Raw genomic sequence first — 14738 nt, 5'->3', positions numbered from 1 at the left:
GCTCAGCCCACGGGATGACGGTTGAAGGCCGAGTAGCGGCCGGTGACGTGATGCTCGAGCTGGCGCTCGATGTCGGCGAGCAGGCTGGAGGCGCCGATGCGGAAAAGATCCGGCTCGAGCCAGTCGCGGCCCAATTCCTCTTTCATCAGGAATTGATAGTTGAGCACGTCCTTGGCGGTCGAAATTCCCCCGGCCGGCTTGAAGCCGATCCTGTAGCCGGTGCGCTCCTGGTAAAGGCGGATCATCCGCAGCATTGCGAGCGTCACGGGCAGCGTTGCATTGACGCCTTCCTTGCCGGTGGAGGTCTTGATGAAGTCCGCGCCGGCCATCATGCAAACCATCGAAGCCTTGGCGACGTTGCGCAATGTCTTGAGGTCGCCGGTGGCCAGGATCGTCTTCAGATGCGCATCGCCGCAAGCCGCGCGAAAATCCCTGACCTCCGTATAAAGCGCACGCCAATCGCCGGTCAGCACATGCTCGCGGGTGATGACGATGTCGATCTCCTGCGCGCCGTCGCGGACCGACGCCTCGATTTCCTTGAGCTTAATGTCGTGCGGCACAAGGCCAGCCGGAAATCCGGTCGACACCGCGGCGACAGGGATGCTGGATCCGTCGAGCGCCTCGACCGCCGTGGCGACGAAACGGTGATAGACGCAGATCGCGCCGGTGTGCAGGTCGCGCCCGGCAAAGCCGAGCGCCTCGAGCAGGTCGCTGCGCACCGGCGCCTTCGCCTTGGCACAGAGTCGCTTCACCCGCTCCGCAGTGTCGTCGCCATTGAGCGTCGTCAGATCGATGCAGGTGATCGCCTTGAGCAGCCAGGCGGCCTGCGCGTCCTTCTTGACAGTACGCCGGCCCGGCAGGCTCGCCACGCGCCGCTCGGCGGCAGACAGATTGATCCTGATGCCGTCGACCCAATCCATCTCGAGCGGTCGGCCGCTGTTGCGCGCGACCGGATGGAGATCGCCATCGCCCTGCGCACGGGGCTGCACCGGCACGGCGGAAGGATTTGGAATGAGCACGCTCTGCACCATCGCAACGCCGGCGGTTCTAGCGAATCGAGCAGATCGGCAGATAGACTGAACGTGTCCATTGCAACATGGGATCCTCCCAGACCTTGCCCGCCGGAGCCGCAGCCCGCCGATGCATGACATCGTCAGACCGCGGATTGGCCGCCAGCCCTCGATGTTATTATTGTAACATATTGTCGTTGCTAAACTCACATCATTGTAAGATCATTGTCAACCGGATAAGCAAGCTCGGTGAGCAAAATGGCTGAAACACCGAACGCACGACCCAGCGAGACACGCGTTCAGCGCCTGCAGCGGCTGCGCCGCGCTGTCGAAAGCAGCGGCGCGCTGCACCTGAAGGATGCCGCGGAGCTGCTCAAGGTGTCCGAGATGACGGTGCGGCGCGACCTCGCCGGACCGGAGGCTGCGCTCGCCCTGCTCGGCGGCTACGTCGTGAACGCGGCGTCTCCGACCGGCATCAAGTACACGTTCGAGCAGGAGATCGATCAGCACACCCAGGACAAGCTGCTCGCCTGCCGGTCGGCGGCGGCATCGATCAAGGAAGGCGACACGATCTTCATCGACTGCGGCACCACGATGCAGTCGCTGGCGGATTGCCTGCCCGAGGATCTGCCGCTCTCGGTGATCTGCTATTCGATGAATGTGGCGACGATCGTCACGCGGCGACCGGCCACGCAGGTGATGCTGATGGGCGGGCTCTATCATCCGTCATCGCAGTCGTTCTCGTCCGACGACGGGCTGTCCTATCTGCGGCGGCTCGGGATCAACAAGGCCTTCATCTCCGCCGGAGGCCTGCACTGGACCCGCGGCTCGAGCTGCTCCAATTTTCACGAGGTCGCGATCAAGCAGGCTGCGATCACCACTGCGATGGAAAGCATTCTGGTCGTCGATGCCAGCAAGCTCGGCAGTCTCAAGCCCGCCTTCTTCTCCGACGTCAGCGCGTTTTCGCGGATCATCGTCGGCGGCTCGGTGCCGTCAGACATGCGCAAGCACTTCCGCAGCCTTCCCGTCGAGTATGTGACGAGCGCAACCTGATCCGAACGGGGGCTGGCTCGCCCGGATCAGGCAGCTCCACGATGCGCGGCCTCGCAAGACCGCGCATCGAAGCCGAAAGCTCAGTTACAGGCAGGCTTCGCCTTGTTGCAGGCATCCGTTAGTTCCGGCGGCGGCTCCTTCTTGAACACCGTCTTGTAGGACTCCAGCACGTTCGACTGCGTGACGGGCAGCGACTGCACGCCGATCCAGCCGGGCGTTTCCTTGCCGAGCAGCGCATTCATCATCGCCAGTGCCTCTGCGACGCCCTGATCATAGGGACGCTGCGAGCCGGTCGCCTTCAACGGACCGCCCTTGGCGATCTCGATCGCCGATTGCAGGCCGAGGTCAACGGTCGTGACCGGGATGTTGATGCTCTGAGCGCGCATCGAACTCAGCGTATCCAGCGCCGGCTGATCCCAGACCGCGAACAGGCCTTTGATATCAGGGTTGCCGGTAAGGAAGTCGCCGGCGATCTGCGAGACCTTCGGCGGGTCGGTGAAATCGACCTGCTTCAGCTTGATGTCCGGCCGGTTCGCCTTCATCCACTCGCGCACGCCCTTGGTGCGCTCGTTGGTGCTGAAATAGTCGACACCGAAATTGACCAGGCCGATGGTGCCGCCCTGCGCAACGCAGGACGCAAGGATCTGGGCTGCGATCAGCCCGTTGCCCTGGCTGTCTGCCGAGACCATCGCGGCATATTCCTCGGGATGTTTCAGGCCGGTCGGGATGCTGTCCATCAACACCAGCTTGATGCCGGCCTTGGCGATCTTCTTGTAGGTCGGCGCGGTCGCGGTGAAGTCGACCGGGATCGAGATGATGCCGTCCGGATGCTGCTGGATTGTATTCTCGATATCGGCGATCTGCTTGTCGACCTGATATTCGGCGGAGGCGACGCCCGTCACCGTCACGCCGTATTTCTTCAGCGTGTCGGTGATGCCCTGAATCTGGAGCTGCGACCAGTCCAGGTTGACAGTCTGCATGGAGATGCCGACCTTGAAATGCTTCTCCTTGATCTTGGCAGCATCGGCGTCCGACAGCGCGAGCACTTCGGGTGAGGCGGCCTTCTCGCCATGCGGTCCCTGGCCGACGATCGATTTCGGCCCGAGCGTTGCGAGGTCAACACCCTTGACGCAGGTTGCGGGTACTTCGGCGCGGGCCGAGGGAGCGATCGAGATGGCCGTCGCAGCAATCAGCATGGTCAGCGGCACACTTTGTCGCAAGATTGGCTTCATTGTTTCCTCCCATTTTGGTCGCCGATTGACCGAGGGCCGGCGACCTTGCCCCTACCCGTGCAGCGCGATGAATTTGTGCCTCATGCGCCGCGTTTCGACTTCGACTAGCGTTTGGTGAAGGCCACCGCGGCCACGATGATTGCGCCCTTGATCACGAGCTGCATCGGCGAACTGACACCGAGCAGCACGAGACCGTTGTTGAGCGTGCCGATGATCAGGCTGCCGAACAGCGTCCCCAGGATGTAGCCGCGCCCGCCGAACAGGCTGCAGCCACCGAGGATGACGGCTGCGATGACGTCGAGCTCCATGCCTTGCACGACATCGGGGCGCGCGGCATGCGAACGCGCAGAGAGCACCAGCGCCGCAAGGCCGGCCAGCGTGCCGGTGAGAACAAAGGCCGCCGTCGTCACCCATTTGGTGTTGATGCCGGAATACAGCGCTGCGGTCGGGTTGCCACCGACGGCGTAGATCCGCCGGCCGAACACGTTGTAGTGCAGCAGCAGGATGCCGACGATCATCGCCGCCAGCGTCCAGGCAATCGGCACGGGGATGCCGAGAAAAGACCCCTCGCCGAAGATCGCAAAATAGGTCTCGTTGGTGATGATGACCGGCTTGGTGTTGGTGACCATCATCGCCAGTCCGCGCGCCATGCTCAGGGTGCCAAGCGTCACCAGGAAGGACGGGATCTGAAGCTGCGTGGTCAGGATGCCGTTGAGCAACCCGACCAGCGCACCGGTGCCGAGCCCGGCGGCGGCGCCGACGATCCAGCTGTTGCTGATCTGGCTCATCGCCAGCGCAGCCGCCATCCCCGACAGGGCCAGCGTCGATGCCACCGACAGATCGATCTGGCGCGCGATGATGATGAAGGTCATGCCGACCGCGATAATCGACACCAGCGTCGTCTGCCGTCCGATATTCAGGAAATTCTCGACCGACAGGAACCAGGGCGATGACAGGCTGAACACGACCAGCAGGATCACGAAGGCGATGTAGAGCATGTAGGGCCGCTCGCCGCGCAACAGGTTCTGCAGCAGCTTGCGGCGGCGGTCGGATCTCGTCGGCGATGCGACGACGTTGGGGGCAGTCAGTTCGGTCATGCGGGCAACTCGTGCAATGCGGCTTTGTCAAAAACGCCTTGGCCGGACGCCTGGTACAGTTGAAGCAGATGGTGGAGCTCTTCGGCGTCGTCGATCTCGCCGCGCACAAGCGTGCGGGCGACGCAGCCGTCAACGATCACCGAGGTGCGGTCGCAGAGCTCGATCAATTCGACCAGATCGGACGACACGACCAGCACAGCGGTGCCGTCGCGAGCGGCGTGCCGGATCACGGCATAGATCTCCTCGCGCGCGCCGACGTCGACGCCGACCGTGGGTTCGTCCAGCAGCAGGATGCGCGGCCTCGGATCATTCCACTTGCCGAACACCACCTTCTGCTGATTGCCGCCGGAGAGCGTCCTGACCAGGCTCGACGCGCCTGGCGCCTTCACTGCAAGCCTGCTAATCGCGGTCTCCACGCGCCTGGAAGCTGCGGCCTGCTGCATCCAGCCCCAACGCGAGAAGTAAGGCAGCCGCGACAGGGTGACGTTGCGCTCGATCGAATGGTCGAGCACCAGGCCCTGGACGTGGCGATCCTCCGGCACCAGGGCTATTCCACGGTCGATCGCATCCGCCGGGTTCTTTGGCAGCCAATCGCGGCCGTCGATCTGCAACGTGCCATGCTCGACGGCACGGAGCCCAAAGATCGTCTCGAGAATCTCGGTACGCCCGCTGCCGATCAATCCGGCCAGCCCGTGAATTTCGCCTTTCAGGACCGACAGGTCGACAGCACGCATCCGGTCATTGGAGACATTCGACAGCGACAGAACCGGAGCCGCTTCGAAGGCGCGGGCAGCTTGCGGCCCGGACCTCGTCGTCACCGGCAACGCCCGATCGATGCCGACGATCGCATTGACCAGCCGCTTCATGTCAGTATCGGCGGTGACGAAGGTGCCGGCATTGGCGCCGTCGCGCAGCACGGTCACGCGCTGCGAAATCTCGAAGACTTCATTCAGCCGGTGCGTCACATAAATCACGCCGACGCCGCGGCGCGTCACCTTGCCGATCGCCTCGAACAGGATGCGGACCTCGTCCGATGTCAGCGAGGACGTCGGCTCATCGAGAATGAGCAGCCGCACCTCGCCCATCAGCGCCTTCGCGATCTCCGTCATCTGGCGATAGGCAAACGGCAGCGAGCCAACGGTGGCCTTGATATCGAGGGGGATGCCAAGCTGCGTCAGGAACGCCTCGGCCTGTGCCATCAATTCGCGCTTCCTGACGAAGCCGAAACGGGTGCGTGGTTCACGACCGAGCAGCAGATTGTCGGCTACGCTCAAGGACTCAACAAGGCTGAGGTCCTGATAGACGACGGCGATCCCCGCCTCGCGCGACTTTGCTGGACTGTCGAATGCCACCCGCCGGCCCGCAATCTCGATTGAGCCGCTGTCGAAGGTATGAACACCGCTGAGAATCTTGATCAGCGTGGATTTTCCGGCGCCGTTCTCGCCCAGCAGCGCATGCACCTCGCCGGCCCGCACCTCGAGGCTGACGTCGCGCAGCGCGCGCACGCCGCCAAAGCGCTTGTTGATGCCGTTGACCAGCACAAGCGGCGGCGTCGGCTGTGCTGCAACCGAACCAGACGGCTCCACCTTCTCCTCCCACTCCGCCCATCGCTGCTACGATGGTGACATCGTGTTATTTTCCGAACTATTTATGTTATAATTCTACCATCCGGGTCGATTGTCAACGGATGGCTTCGCGGTTGGACGGGGGTTTTCAGCTCCGCAGGACGTGCCCCGCTCCTCGGAGACCCGATGGGGCTTGGGGCTGAGGCCGCGCAATGGAGCGGAATCCCGGGCAGTGCCACGCGCGACGCCTTGCTGCCGCGTGTCGTGGATCGTACGAGCCGGGCCGCTTGGCCTCACGGCGAGCGCCCCTCAAGGCAGGGCCATGGCCGGCGCGCGCTCGACATGCTGGTGCAGGTCACGCGATCATCCGGGAGCCGACGAATCTAGATGGCCGGATGAACGACTGCTCGGCCGCCACGCCCGGCCAGCACAACGACGGCGCAGGCCAGGCGTGCCCGACGCTGAGCGCGATATCGATCGCTATAAGGCACCACAACCGCGGGCCGCGACGAAAGCCGATCAGGTTCAGTCACCGCGTCGACATCAAGGTTGTAGACTGCTTGCGGCTAGCTAGATCAGTTTCTCGGCGGTGCGATCCCCTGCCCTTCGAGCTATTTCTCCGGACGGCCCGGCCGCGACCTGATCTCCTAGGTCAGCATCGAGATGATCGATTGCAGCTGATTGGACGCTGAGGTGACAAGTCCGTCGAACGACGTCTGGCCGTGAGCGGCGGCTCTCAGGATACATTCAGCAACGGCCGCCTTGAGACCGAAAACGGATTGATCTGCAGGTACGCTGGCCATGACCGCGTCCAACGCATCGCGCATGGTCTGGATCAGTTCGGCACTGTGCTTCATGGCTGTCCTCCGCATCCCCAGAATAGGCCGAGTGCGCGGGGTCACCACTCACAAGGGCGCGATTCCAAATTGCCTTTTGTTAATGGACTGACAAGAACGTGAATCACGAATTCTAGAGGTCTTGCTCGGCCAGCTTGCGAAACTCATCGGGGACCGAACGAACGGCTTCCAGCGCCGCCGAGCCGTATCCAATCGCGTCCCAGCCAAAGCGATCGCGGATCCTGTCGATGGCACAGTCTGCCGCCCAACGGGCCATCCCCGGCGGACTTCCAGGGCGAAGTGCTTCATCGGCCAGTCCGAGCGGGAGGTCGAGAGCAAGATCCCAGTGTTCCTCGAGCTGCGACACCGAGATAGCCAGCAGCGAGATGATCTTCTCGCCCGGGTGGTCAGCAAGCGCAGCGCGTACCAGACTTTCGGCGAGGGAGGCGAGGATCATTGTCCTGCACACCGGCGCATCGAGCGTCATCGCGCGCGTCACCGACTTCAGGTCGGCGAAACGAACGCGCACCGTCACGGTACGTCCAGGCCGGGATTTTGCCCGAAGCCGCGTGGCGACACGGTCGGCGAGATGAAGCAGCGTTGGCCGAATGACTTGCTCGATCGCCGGCTTTCGGCCAAGCGCCGATTGTGCTCCTGCCGAGCGCGCACGGCGGTGCGGCTTGAGTTGTCGTGGATCGCGATTCCAGGCCAGGGCTGCGAGCTTCTCGCCCGCCGCGGGACCGAGCAACCTTGCCAACGACCGTTCGGACAATTTGGCAAGCTGTCCGATTGTCGAAACACCGATCGCCGCGAGCCGCGTCCGGGTGACCGGCCCCACACCCCACATCAGTTCAACCGGCAATTCGTGAAGGAATTTCAGCTCGGCGTCGGGATCAACCACGACAAGCCCGTCGGGTTTTGCGACTTGCGAGGCGACCTTTGCCAGATGCTTGGTGCGTGCGACGCCCACCGAGATCGGCAAACCGAGCTCAGTGCGTACGCGCCGCCGGATCGCCGCGGCGATCTCGGCGGGCGTTCCGAACAGGTGCGTGCAGCCGGCAACGTCGGCGAACGCCTCATCGATCGAAATGCGCTCGACGAGCGGTGTGAAATCGCCGATCACCTTGATGGCCGCATCACCCAGCCGCTGGTAGTCGCTGAAATGCCCGCCGACAAAAATGAGCTGCGGGCACAGTTCGCGCGCTTCCCGTCCCGACATGCCGCCACGCACGCCGAAGGCCTTGGCCTCGTAGGACGCGGCAAGCACAACCCCGCCCCCGACGGCGACCGGCCTGCCTCGCAGCGTCGGCTCAAGCAGCTGCTCGACCGATGCGTAAAATGCATCGAGGTCGGCGTGAAGGATCGTCGCTGCCGTTGCCATCTCAAGCCGTTCACCCCGGCCCCCGACCGAAATTGGTCGACCCCAGATGCGAAGATTGACACTAGGACAAAACAAGAACAATATGTATCCGGAATTTATGATTGTGCTGGCGTGCGGCATGACGGATGTCAGTCCGTCAATGCGCCTTGTCGATCGTTCGCGTATCGGCGCGTCTGTCGGCCTCCGTTCATTGACGGACAAGCTCTTTGGGGTTGATATCCTCAAATGAACGATCACGCTCATCAGGTGGACTTTCAGGCCACGGCCTCGCTTTACAAATGGCCGTCTCTCAACAATGCCAGGCGAGAGGATCGGGTACCCTATATGGTCGTCAACGGGACGCTCGACCAATGCATTCGCGATTTCATGGACAAGCCTGAGAAGACGCGACACCTCTATGAGATCCGGACCAAGTCGCAGCCTCCCCTCGTCCCCGAGGTGCTGTCGCCGGAGCATGTGCTCGAGCTCTCCAGGCTGCGCGAATTTCTCTGAGGCGTGCTTCGGCCACGCGAACCTGCACCGCCCCCTCCCTAGGCGGACTTATCCGTCTGTTGCATGCTTGACGGCGGATTGTTTGCCTATGCGCGAGCCGTTACACTCGCCCGACTCTCTGACTGATGGACGTCGATGCCGGCATTGACTAGCCGCTTCGACGTTCGCTGACGCTCGCAAATCGCCCGCACGGGAGAGCAACGGCTGCGCGACCGGTTGATGAGGCATCGAGAGGCGCCGCATGAAGTTCAATCTGGCGATCCTGAGCGTGCTGGCCGCAAGGCCCGAGCAACGGATCCCACTTGAGGAGGTCAGCCGCGAGGTCAAGCGCATGATCGCAGGCGGCGATGGAGCTGCGCAGGTGAGGCGATCGTCCGAGCTGGGCGACGCTGACGTCTTCGAAGCCGGATTGGCTTCGATCAATGACGCCGGTCTGCAGATCACCGACTCCGGCCTCTCGCTATGGCACTCGCTCGAAGCTTCACGTGGCGAACGGCAGCGCATCGAGCAAGAATCCAATGAACGGCAAGAGCGCCCGGACACCGTTGTTGCCGACACGCGCGATGCGGCAAGCGGTGCGGTCGTCGACCGGACCGATGACATTGATGCCGCACCCGAACCACGCGCCGATGTTCCGATCGTATTCGAGCCGGCATTCGGCTCGGTTCACGATACGAATCGAAGCGATGCCCGGCTATCGCGACTCGTCGGATTGCTCGCCAGCAGCATGCCGAAGTTCGCCCGCCGACGGCGTCGGCGTTCCTCGGACGGCATGGCAGATCAGGCCGGCGATCGGGTTGGCGTGACGGGGTTCGCCGTCGCATGTCTCAGCCTGATCGCGGTCGTTGCGTGCGTTGCCGCAGCGATTGCGCTCGGCCAGAACTCCACCCTGAAGTCGGACATTGCCACGCTGCGCCGGGAGTTCGTTCCGCTGCGAGAACGTCTCGCAAGACTCGAACAGATCGAAAGCGCAAAACGCGAGGCTGCCCAACAGCAAGAAGCGCAAGACAAGGCCGAGGCTGAAAGAAAGGCGGCTAGCGGCGAACAGACCGCGCTCAGCCTTTCGCGTGAAGAGATTCAATTGATAAAGGAATACATCAAGGCAGCGCCATCGACCGGCGTTGTGGGGCCACCGATCAACGTAGGCGATCCCGTCACCGGTGGAATGATTCCGCTGCCATCGCCGCTGACGGAGAAGGCTCCGCGCCTGGTCGGCGCGAGGTTTGCGATCCGCAATGGCGTCATCTTCATCAGCGCACGAAACAGCCGTCGCGTCGATGCGGTGCTGATGCCGAACTAGCTCACGAACGGGAATTAACAGGGCAAATACGAAGAATGTGTGCCATTGGCGCACAGCCCTCGCAGCAAGCTACTGAAAGGTTGGGATTTTTTCGCGCAATTCCCGACAAACGCGCCACGGGAAATTGGCCTTCGAGATACGGGAAATTCCGGTCCGGCCGCGGCAAAACTCCTCCCCAGCCTCCTTCCCCAAGGCTCCGCCGCTTTGCATATTAACCTCATTGCCAAATATGTTTGACGACCAAGAATCCGAGCCTATATCTTCTTTGCTGCTGGCTCGATGAGCCGCTCAGAAACCCTCAAAGAAACCCGAACGATAATGACTGGACGCGGTTGACCGCGCCTCGGTGTGCGCTGGCTTTTGGGGCGGTCCCCGGGTCCCGTCGGCGCAAAAAGCGGACGGAGCTGAGCGATGAGCGAGAATGAGGATGGGAATGAGAATGAGCACCACGGCGAGGACGAACCAGACCGTGGCGGCTACCAAGTGGGCTATGGCAAACCGCCCGTGGCCACGCGCTTTGGGACGCGGCCGCAACCGGAGCGGCCAAACCGGCGCGTAGCGAAACACCATAGCCCCGATGTTGCTGCGCTGTTGGAGCGGCCGATCGAAGCCAGCATCGGTGGCAAAAAGATCAAACTGCATCCGCATGAGGCGGTGCTGCACGGGCTGTTCAAGCGCGTCGTTGCCGGTGAAACCCGAGCATGAGGGCCCGATGCTGCTGGTACCAGAACCTCTGACAGTGGAAGAGTGGATTCAAAGCGCGTTGGAAGATAACAAGCACAAGAAGGAGCCGGGCACCGAGATCAACGTGGAGGCCAGCGAATTTCTTAAAGCCGCTCGCGACGAACCGTCACCCCTGGGCGAGGCGTTGCTTGCATTTCATCGCAAATATCACGGGTAAGGCGAACCGAACGCGGCTCTCAATGCCGAGGTAATCCGATGGACAACCAAACCCAACCAACGCTGTACGATCTGTTCGAGGCTGGTCAGCGCCGAGCCTAGGCTGCGCAGCGTTAGCGGTGTCCCGGTCAGGCTGGTGGACCGCCAACCGTCGCGCGTGCGTCGGAACCTTGCGGGCGCGCTAGCCTCGGCGCGCTTCCCCTCGATCACGCCGGCGTCCGCGAACGTCCACCACAGATGACCGTCTGCGATCGTAACCCACAGCGTATCCTCGCCCAGCTCATAGAACTCCTTCAACTCTCGTAAGCCCTGTCCGATGCCGCCGTTCCTGCGGCCCATCGCGACCAGGTCGTTGCGCACTCTGTCCCAATCACCCCGTACACAGCTTGCGTGATCGATGGCGCGATAGCCGAACGGCAGGATACCCGTCCGCAACGCTTCGGTGGCCCATGCTCCACGTTCGCCAAGCTTGATGTAGCGCACCACGCCAACGCGAAGCGGTCGGACCTGATCAAACCCGTCCGCCCGCGCGATCGGCACCCGCGCATGACGAGCCGTTTCCGGCCGGTTTCCTTCGTCAGGTCGGCTTGGCGCTGCGCGGTGCCGGGTTGCCATCTACGCGAACCTCAAAAATCCAATCGCTGCAACGACCAGTTCGCTCCCCGGCCGCGAGAAGTCGAGGGCACCTGCGGAACAGTCGACGGATACGGTTAAAAAATATCCTCTTTTGGGATAATCCGAATCCAGGATCAAATTGCCTGCGGCCCGAACCCCAATGCCGCGGCGGCGATGCAAAAGTCCCTCCAGTCTGCCGAATATCAACGCCTCATCGCGCTTCTTGTCGCGGTGCGACACAAGGCCGGCATCCGCCAGCACGCGCTCGCCAACAAGCTTGGCCGGCCGCAATCCTTTGTCGCCAAATATGAGGGCGGGGAACGGCGGCTCGACCTGATCGAGTTCATCGCCATCGCGGAAGCCCTTGGCGCCGACCCCGGCAAGCTGTTTAAGCAATTTTTGCGCGGCAACAGCCGCTGGGCATAAAGGCAAGCTCCCGCCGCCGATCTCGCGCAGCAAATCGGTGTCGATCCCACCGGCGAATCGCCGATTACCGCCTTTAAAGCCGTCTGCCCGCTACGGCGCCATCTATGGACGCGCATGCTCGAGGCTTTGCTCTAGGAGCTTGTCTGGATAGTCGCTGTTCAAATCTGGTCGGGTCTGATTCAACATTGGGCGATGAGCAAGTATTTTCGGCCTTGGAACATCGATCAGACGCTGCTTCTGCCGCCGAATGTGCAGGACTTCGTGCCGAAAGGCCATGTCTCGCGGTTTATGGTTGATCTGGTGCGGGAGAGCCTCGATCTCAGGGAGATCATGGGCAGCTATGTGAGCGGGCTTGGGCAGCCGCCGTTTGATCCGCGGATGATGGTGGCGCTGCTGCTGCATAGCTATGCGAGTGGGCTGTATTCGTCGCGTCGGATTGCCAAGGCCTGCCGGGAGCGGAACGATTTTGTGATGATCGTGGCGCTGGATGCGCCGGATTTTCGGACGATCAGCGACTTTCGCAAGCGACATTTGAAGGCGCTCGGCGCGCTATTCGTGCAGGTTCTGAAGTTGTGCGAGACGGCCGGGCTGGTCAAGCTCGGTCATGTCGCGCTGGATGGTACGAAGATCAAGGCGAACGCGTCGAAACACAAGGCGATGAGTTATGAGCGCATGAAGAAGCGCGAGGCGGAATTGAAGGCCGAGGTCGCTCGCATGCTGGCGGCCGCCGAGGCGGCGGATGCCTCGGAGGATGAGACTTTCGGCAACAGCGACGAACTGCCGGACTGGACCGTCGACAAGCAGAAACGGCTGGCGAAGATCCAGCAAGCGATGGCGGCGCTGGAAGCGGACGCCAAACTGGCGGCGGAGGAAGAGCGCCGCATCGAGGCCGAAAAGGAACAGCAGCGCCAGGCCGAAGGCCGCAAGAAGCCGGGCAAACCGGCGGCGCTGCCATCGGAGGAACCCAATCCCAAGGCGCAACGCAACTTCACCGATCCGGAAAGCCGCATCATGAAGTCGAAGGATGGCTTCGTTCAGGCCTATAATGCCCAGGCGGCCGTCGATGCACATGCCCAGATCATTGTCGCGCAAGAACTGACCCAGCACGGCAGCGATCAGGGCCAGTTGGTGCCCCTGATCGAGGCCATCGAGAGCAATCTTGGCCGCAAGCCGCGGCAGGCCTCAGCGGATTCCGGCTACTGCAGCGAAGCCAATCTCGAAGCGCTCGACACACGCAGCATCGATGGCTATGTCGCGCCCGGACGCGCCAAGCACCCGACAGTAGCGAACGGAAAAGTCGGCGGCCCGCTGACACAGGCCATGCGAAAGAAGATCGACGATGGCGGCTTCGAAACACCCTACCGATTGCGAAAGCAAGTGGTGGAGCCGGTGTTCGGGCAGATCAAACAGGCAAGAGGCTTCCGCCAGTTCCTGTTGCGGGGCATCGAGAAAGTGCGCGCCGAGTGGACAATGATCTGCACCGTCCATAACCTCCTCAAGCTGTTCAACCTCGCAAACGCAGCCTGAGCCTGCTACTCTACAACAAATGCCCGTCACGAAAACATATCTGGACGGGCTCCTAGCGCCCGCGCTTCACCGCGTCGTAGGCCATCCGCTTGAACTCGAACGAGAACGGATGGACGAACGCCATCTGGCGCTGCGCCATCATGACGCCGGCGATGCCGGTCTTCGGCGAAATCCACCACTGCGTGCCCGCAACGCCGCCCCAATAGAACTCGCCGGCCGCGTCGGGATGATCGATCGGCGAGGGCTTCTGGATCAGACCGCCGGCAAGTCCATGCACCTTGCCGGGTTGCTCGCCCATCATCGCGAAGCGGATCCACTGTCCCTCGGGCAACTGGTTGGACATCATCATTGCGATCGTGTCCGGCTTCAGCAACGTCGGTCCGCCGGGCAGCAGGCTGCGGATCAGCGCGACCATATCGGGCAATGTCGAAACCAGGCCGCCGCCGCCATTGAGCCGTGCGACCGGACGCAGATAGGCGCCGGGGAAGGGCGCATTGTCGGTGCGGGTGAGACCCGGCTTCATCGGCTCCATCAGATCGGCGCCGGCGTAGTATGCAACAAGGCGACCCTGATCCTCTTGCGGAACGACGAAGCCGGTATCGACCATGCCGAGCGGATCGAGGATGCGTGCCTTGATGAACTTGTCAAAGGTCTGGCCGCTGACGACTTCCACCAGGCGTGCGACCACGTCGATCGCGAGCGAGTATTCCCACGACGTGCCCGGCTGATAGATCAGCGGCAGATCGGCCAGCACGTCTACCATCTCAGCCAAGGTCGTATTGGGATTGTGCACGCCGCGCTCGTTGAGCGCCTTGAAAATGACGGTGCCGGGATCGAAGAAGCCGTAGCTCAAACCGGCGCTGTGGCTCAGCAGCTGACGGATGGTGATTGAGCTCTTCGCGGGCTCGGTTTGGTCGATCGACGTCGCGCCTTTCAGCAGGACCTTGCGGTTGCGGAGCTGCGGGATGAATTTCTCGATCGGATCGTCGAGCTGGAAGCGGCCATCCTCGGCCAACAGCAGCGCCGCGCAGGAGGTGATCAGCTTGGTGTTGGAGAAGACCCGGAAGATGTGGTCGGTGCGCAGCGGGATCTGCGCTTCCTTGTCGGCCCATCCGACGCAGCTGACGTCGACCAGTTCGCGGCCGACCATGACCGCCGACGAGATGCCGGACAGGAGATCGTTGTCGATATAACGCTGCATGGCCGCGCGCGCCGGCGCGAAATCGTAGCCGGTGGCCGTCACCTTCAGATCTTCCATGGTCGCTCCCTGTTGCGCCGCGGGCTGCTTGTGCGGTCGCTGTCAA

At 62.5% G+C, this 14738-nt stretch carries 15 protein-coding genes; 6 read left to right on the top strand and 9 right to left on the bottom strand.

Annotation, left to right across the window (positions count from 1 at the left end; genetic code table 11):
• Nucleotides 1–2 precede the first annotated feature (2 nt).
• Complete coding sequence (gene deoC, locus HAP54_RS33220; protein WP_210297558.1) at nucleotides 3–920, bottom strand: deoxyribose-phosphate aldolase; 918 nt, start codon at nucleotides 918–920, stop codon at nucleotides 3–5.
• A 348-nt stretch (nucleotides 921–1268) separates the two neighbouring features.
• Here deoC and HAP54_RS33215 point away from each other — a divergent pair, with 348 nt between their 5' ends.
• Entirely contained in the window at nucleotides 1269–2063 is a 795-nt protein-coding gene (locus tag HAP54_RS33215; RefSeq protein WP_166294521.1) for a DeoR/GlpR family DNA-binding transcription regulator, read from the top strand.
• 80 nt (nucleotides 2064–2143) lie between these two features.
• Here the strand turns inward: HAP54_RS33215 and HAP54_RS33210 are convergent, their stop codons facing one another.
• The 5 genes from HAP54_RS33210 to dinB form a co-directional block, all read right to left on the bottom strand.
• Complete coding sequence (locus HAP54_RS33210) at nucleotides 2144–3295, bottom strand: substrate-binding domain-containing protein (RefSeq protein ID WP_166294519.1); 1152 nt, start codon at nucleotides 3293–3295, stop codon at nucleotides 2144–2146.
• 104 nt (nucleotides 3296–3399) lie between these two features.
• A complete protein-coding gene (locus HAP54_RS33205) occupies nucleotides 3400–4392 on the bottom strand; it encodes an ABC transporter permease (protein WP_166294517.1) in 993 nt (330 codons plus the stop codon).
• Nucleotides 4389–5978, bottom strand: coding sequence for a sugar ABC transporter ATP-binding protein (locus HAP54_RS33200; RefSeq protein ID WP_166294515.1), 1590 nt, complete (start codon nucleotides 5976–5978; stop codon nucleotides 4389–4391). The genes HAP54_RS33205 and HAP54_RS33200 overlap by 4 nt, the downstream gene beginning before the upstream one ends.
• A gap of 626 nt (nucleotides 5979–6604) precedes the next feature.
• Nucleotides 6605–6814: a hypothetical protein gene (locus HAP54_RS33195; protein WP_166294513.1), complete on the bottom strand. Its 210-nt coding sequence runs from the start codon at nucleotides 6812–6814 to the stop codon at nucleotides 6605–6607.
• Nucleotides 6815–6926: 112 nt separating this feature from the next.
• Nucleotides 6927–8174: a DNA polymerase IV gene (gene dinB, locus HAP54_RS33190; protein WP_166294511.1), complete on the bottom strand. Its 1248-nt coding sequence runs from the start codon at nucleotides 8172–8174 to the stop codon at nucleotides 6927–6929.
• A gap of 366 nt (nucleotides 8175–8540) precedes the next feature.
• On the opposite strand from dinB, the gene HAP54_RS33185 reads away from it, so the two are divergent.
• The 4 genes from HAP54_RS33185 (at nucleotide 8541) to HAP54_RS33170 (ending at nucleotide 10867) form a co-directional block, all read left to right on the top strand.
• Nucleotides 8541–8666 (top strand): hypothetical protein, encoded by a 126-nt coding sequence (locus HAP54_RS33185; RefSeq protein ID WP_338699227.1) that lies wholly within the window; start codon nucleotides 8541–8543, stop codon nucleotides 8664–8666.
• A 268-nt stretch (nucleotides 8667–8934) separates the two neighbouring features.
• Nucleotides 8935–9966 (top strand): hypothetical protein, encoded by a 1032-nt coding sequence (locus HAP54_RS33180; RefSeq protein WP_166294506.1) that lies wholly within the window; start codon nucleotides 8935–8937, stop codon nucleotides 9964–9966.
• Between the two features lie 411 nt (nucleotides 9967–10377).
• Entirely contained in the window at nucleotides 10378–10671 is a 294-nt protein-coding gene (locus HAP54_RS33175; protein ID WP_166294504.1) for a hypothetical protein, read from the top strand.
• 7 nt (nucleotides 10672–10678) lie between these two features.
• A complete protein-coding gene (locus tag HAP54_RS33170) occupies nucleotides 10679–10867 on the top strand; it encodes a hypothetical protein (RefSeq protein WP_166294502.1) in 189 nt (62 codons plus the stop codon).
• On the opposite strand, the gene HAP54_RS33165 is transcribed toward HAP54_RS33170, so the two are convergent.
• Together HAP54_RS33165 and HAP54_RS52825 are read right to left on the bottom strand one after the other, a co-directional pair.
• Entirely contained in the window at nucleotides 10858–11481 is a 624-nt protein-coding gene (locus HAP54_RS33165) for a hypothetical protein (protein WP_176422178.1), read from the bottom strand. The genes HAP54_RS33170 and HAP54_RS33165 overlap by 10 nt on opposite strands.
• Nucleotides 11482–11940, bottom strand: a complete 459-nt coding sequence (locus HAP54_RS52825; protein WP_422653184.1) for a hypothetical protein — start codon at nucleotides 11938–11940, stop codon at nucleotides 11482–11484.
• A 159-nt stretch (nucleotides 11941–12099) separates the two neighbouring features.
• Between HAP54_RS52825 and HAP54_RS33155 the strand changes: the two genes are divergently transcribed.
• Complete coding sequence (locus tag HAP54_RS33155; RefSeq protein WP_166202952.1) at nucleotides 12100–13434, top strand: IS1182 family transposase; 1335 nt, start codon at nucleotides 12100–12102, stop codon at nucleotides 13432–13434.
• A gap of 52 nt (nucleotides 13435–13486) precedes the next feature.
• Here the strand turns inward: HAP54_RS33155 and HAP54_RS33150 are convergent, their stop codons facing one another.
• Nucleotides 13487–14692 (bottom strand): serine hydrolase domain-containing protein, encoded by a 1206-nt coding sequence (locus HAP54_RS33150; RefSeq protein ID WP_224741669.1) that lies wholly within the window; start codon nucleotides 14690–14692, stop codon nucleotides 13487–13489.
• Nucleotides 14693–14738 lie beyond the last annotated feature (46 nt).

It is taken from the genome of Bradyrhizobium sp. 2S1, from assembly GCF_011516625.5.
Taxonomy (GTDB): domain Bacteria; phylum Pseudomonadota; class Alphaproteobacteria; order Rhizobiales; family Xanthobacteraceae; genus Bradyrhizobium; species Bradyrhizobium septentrionale.
Note: the sequence above shows the minus strand (reverse complement) of the source record. Positions and strands in the feature narration are given on the sequence as shown.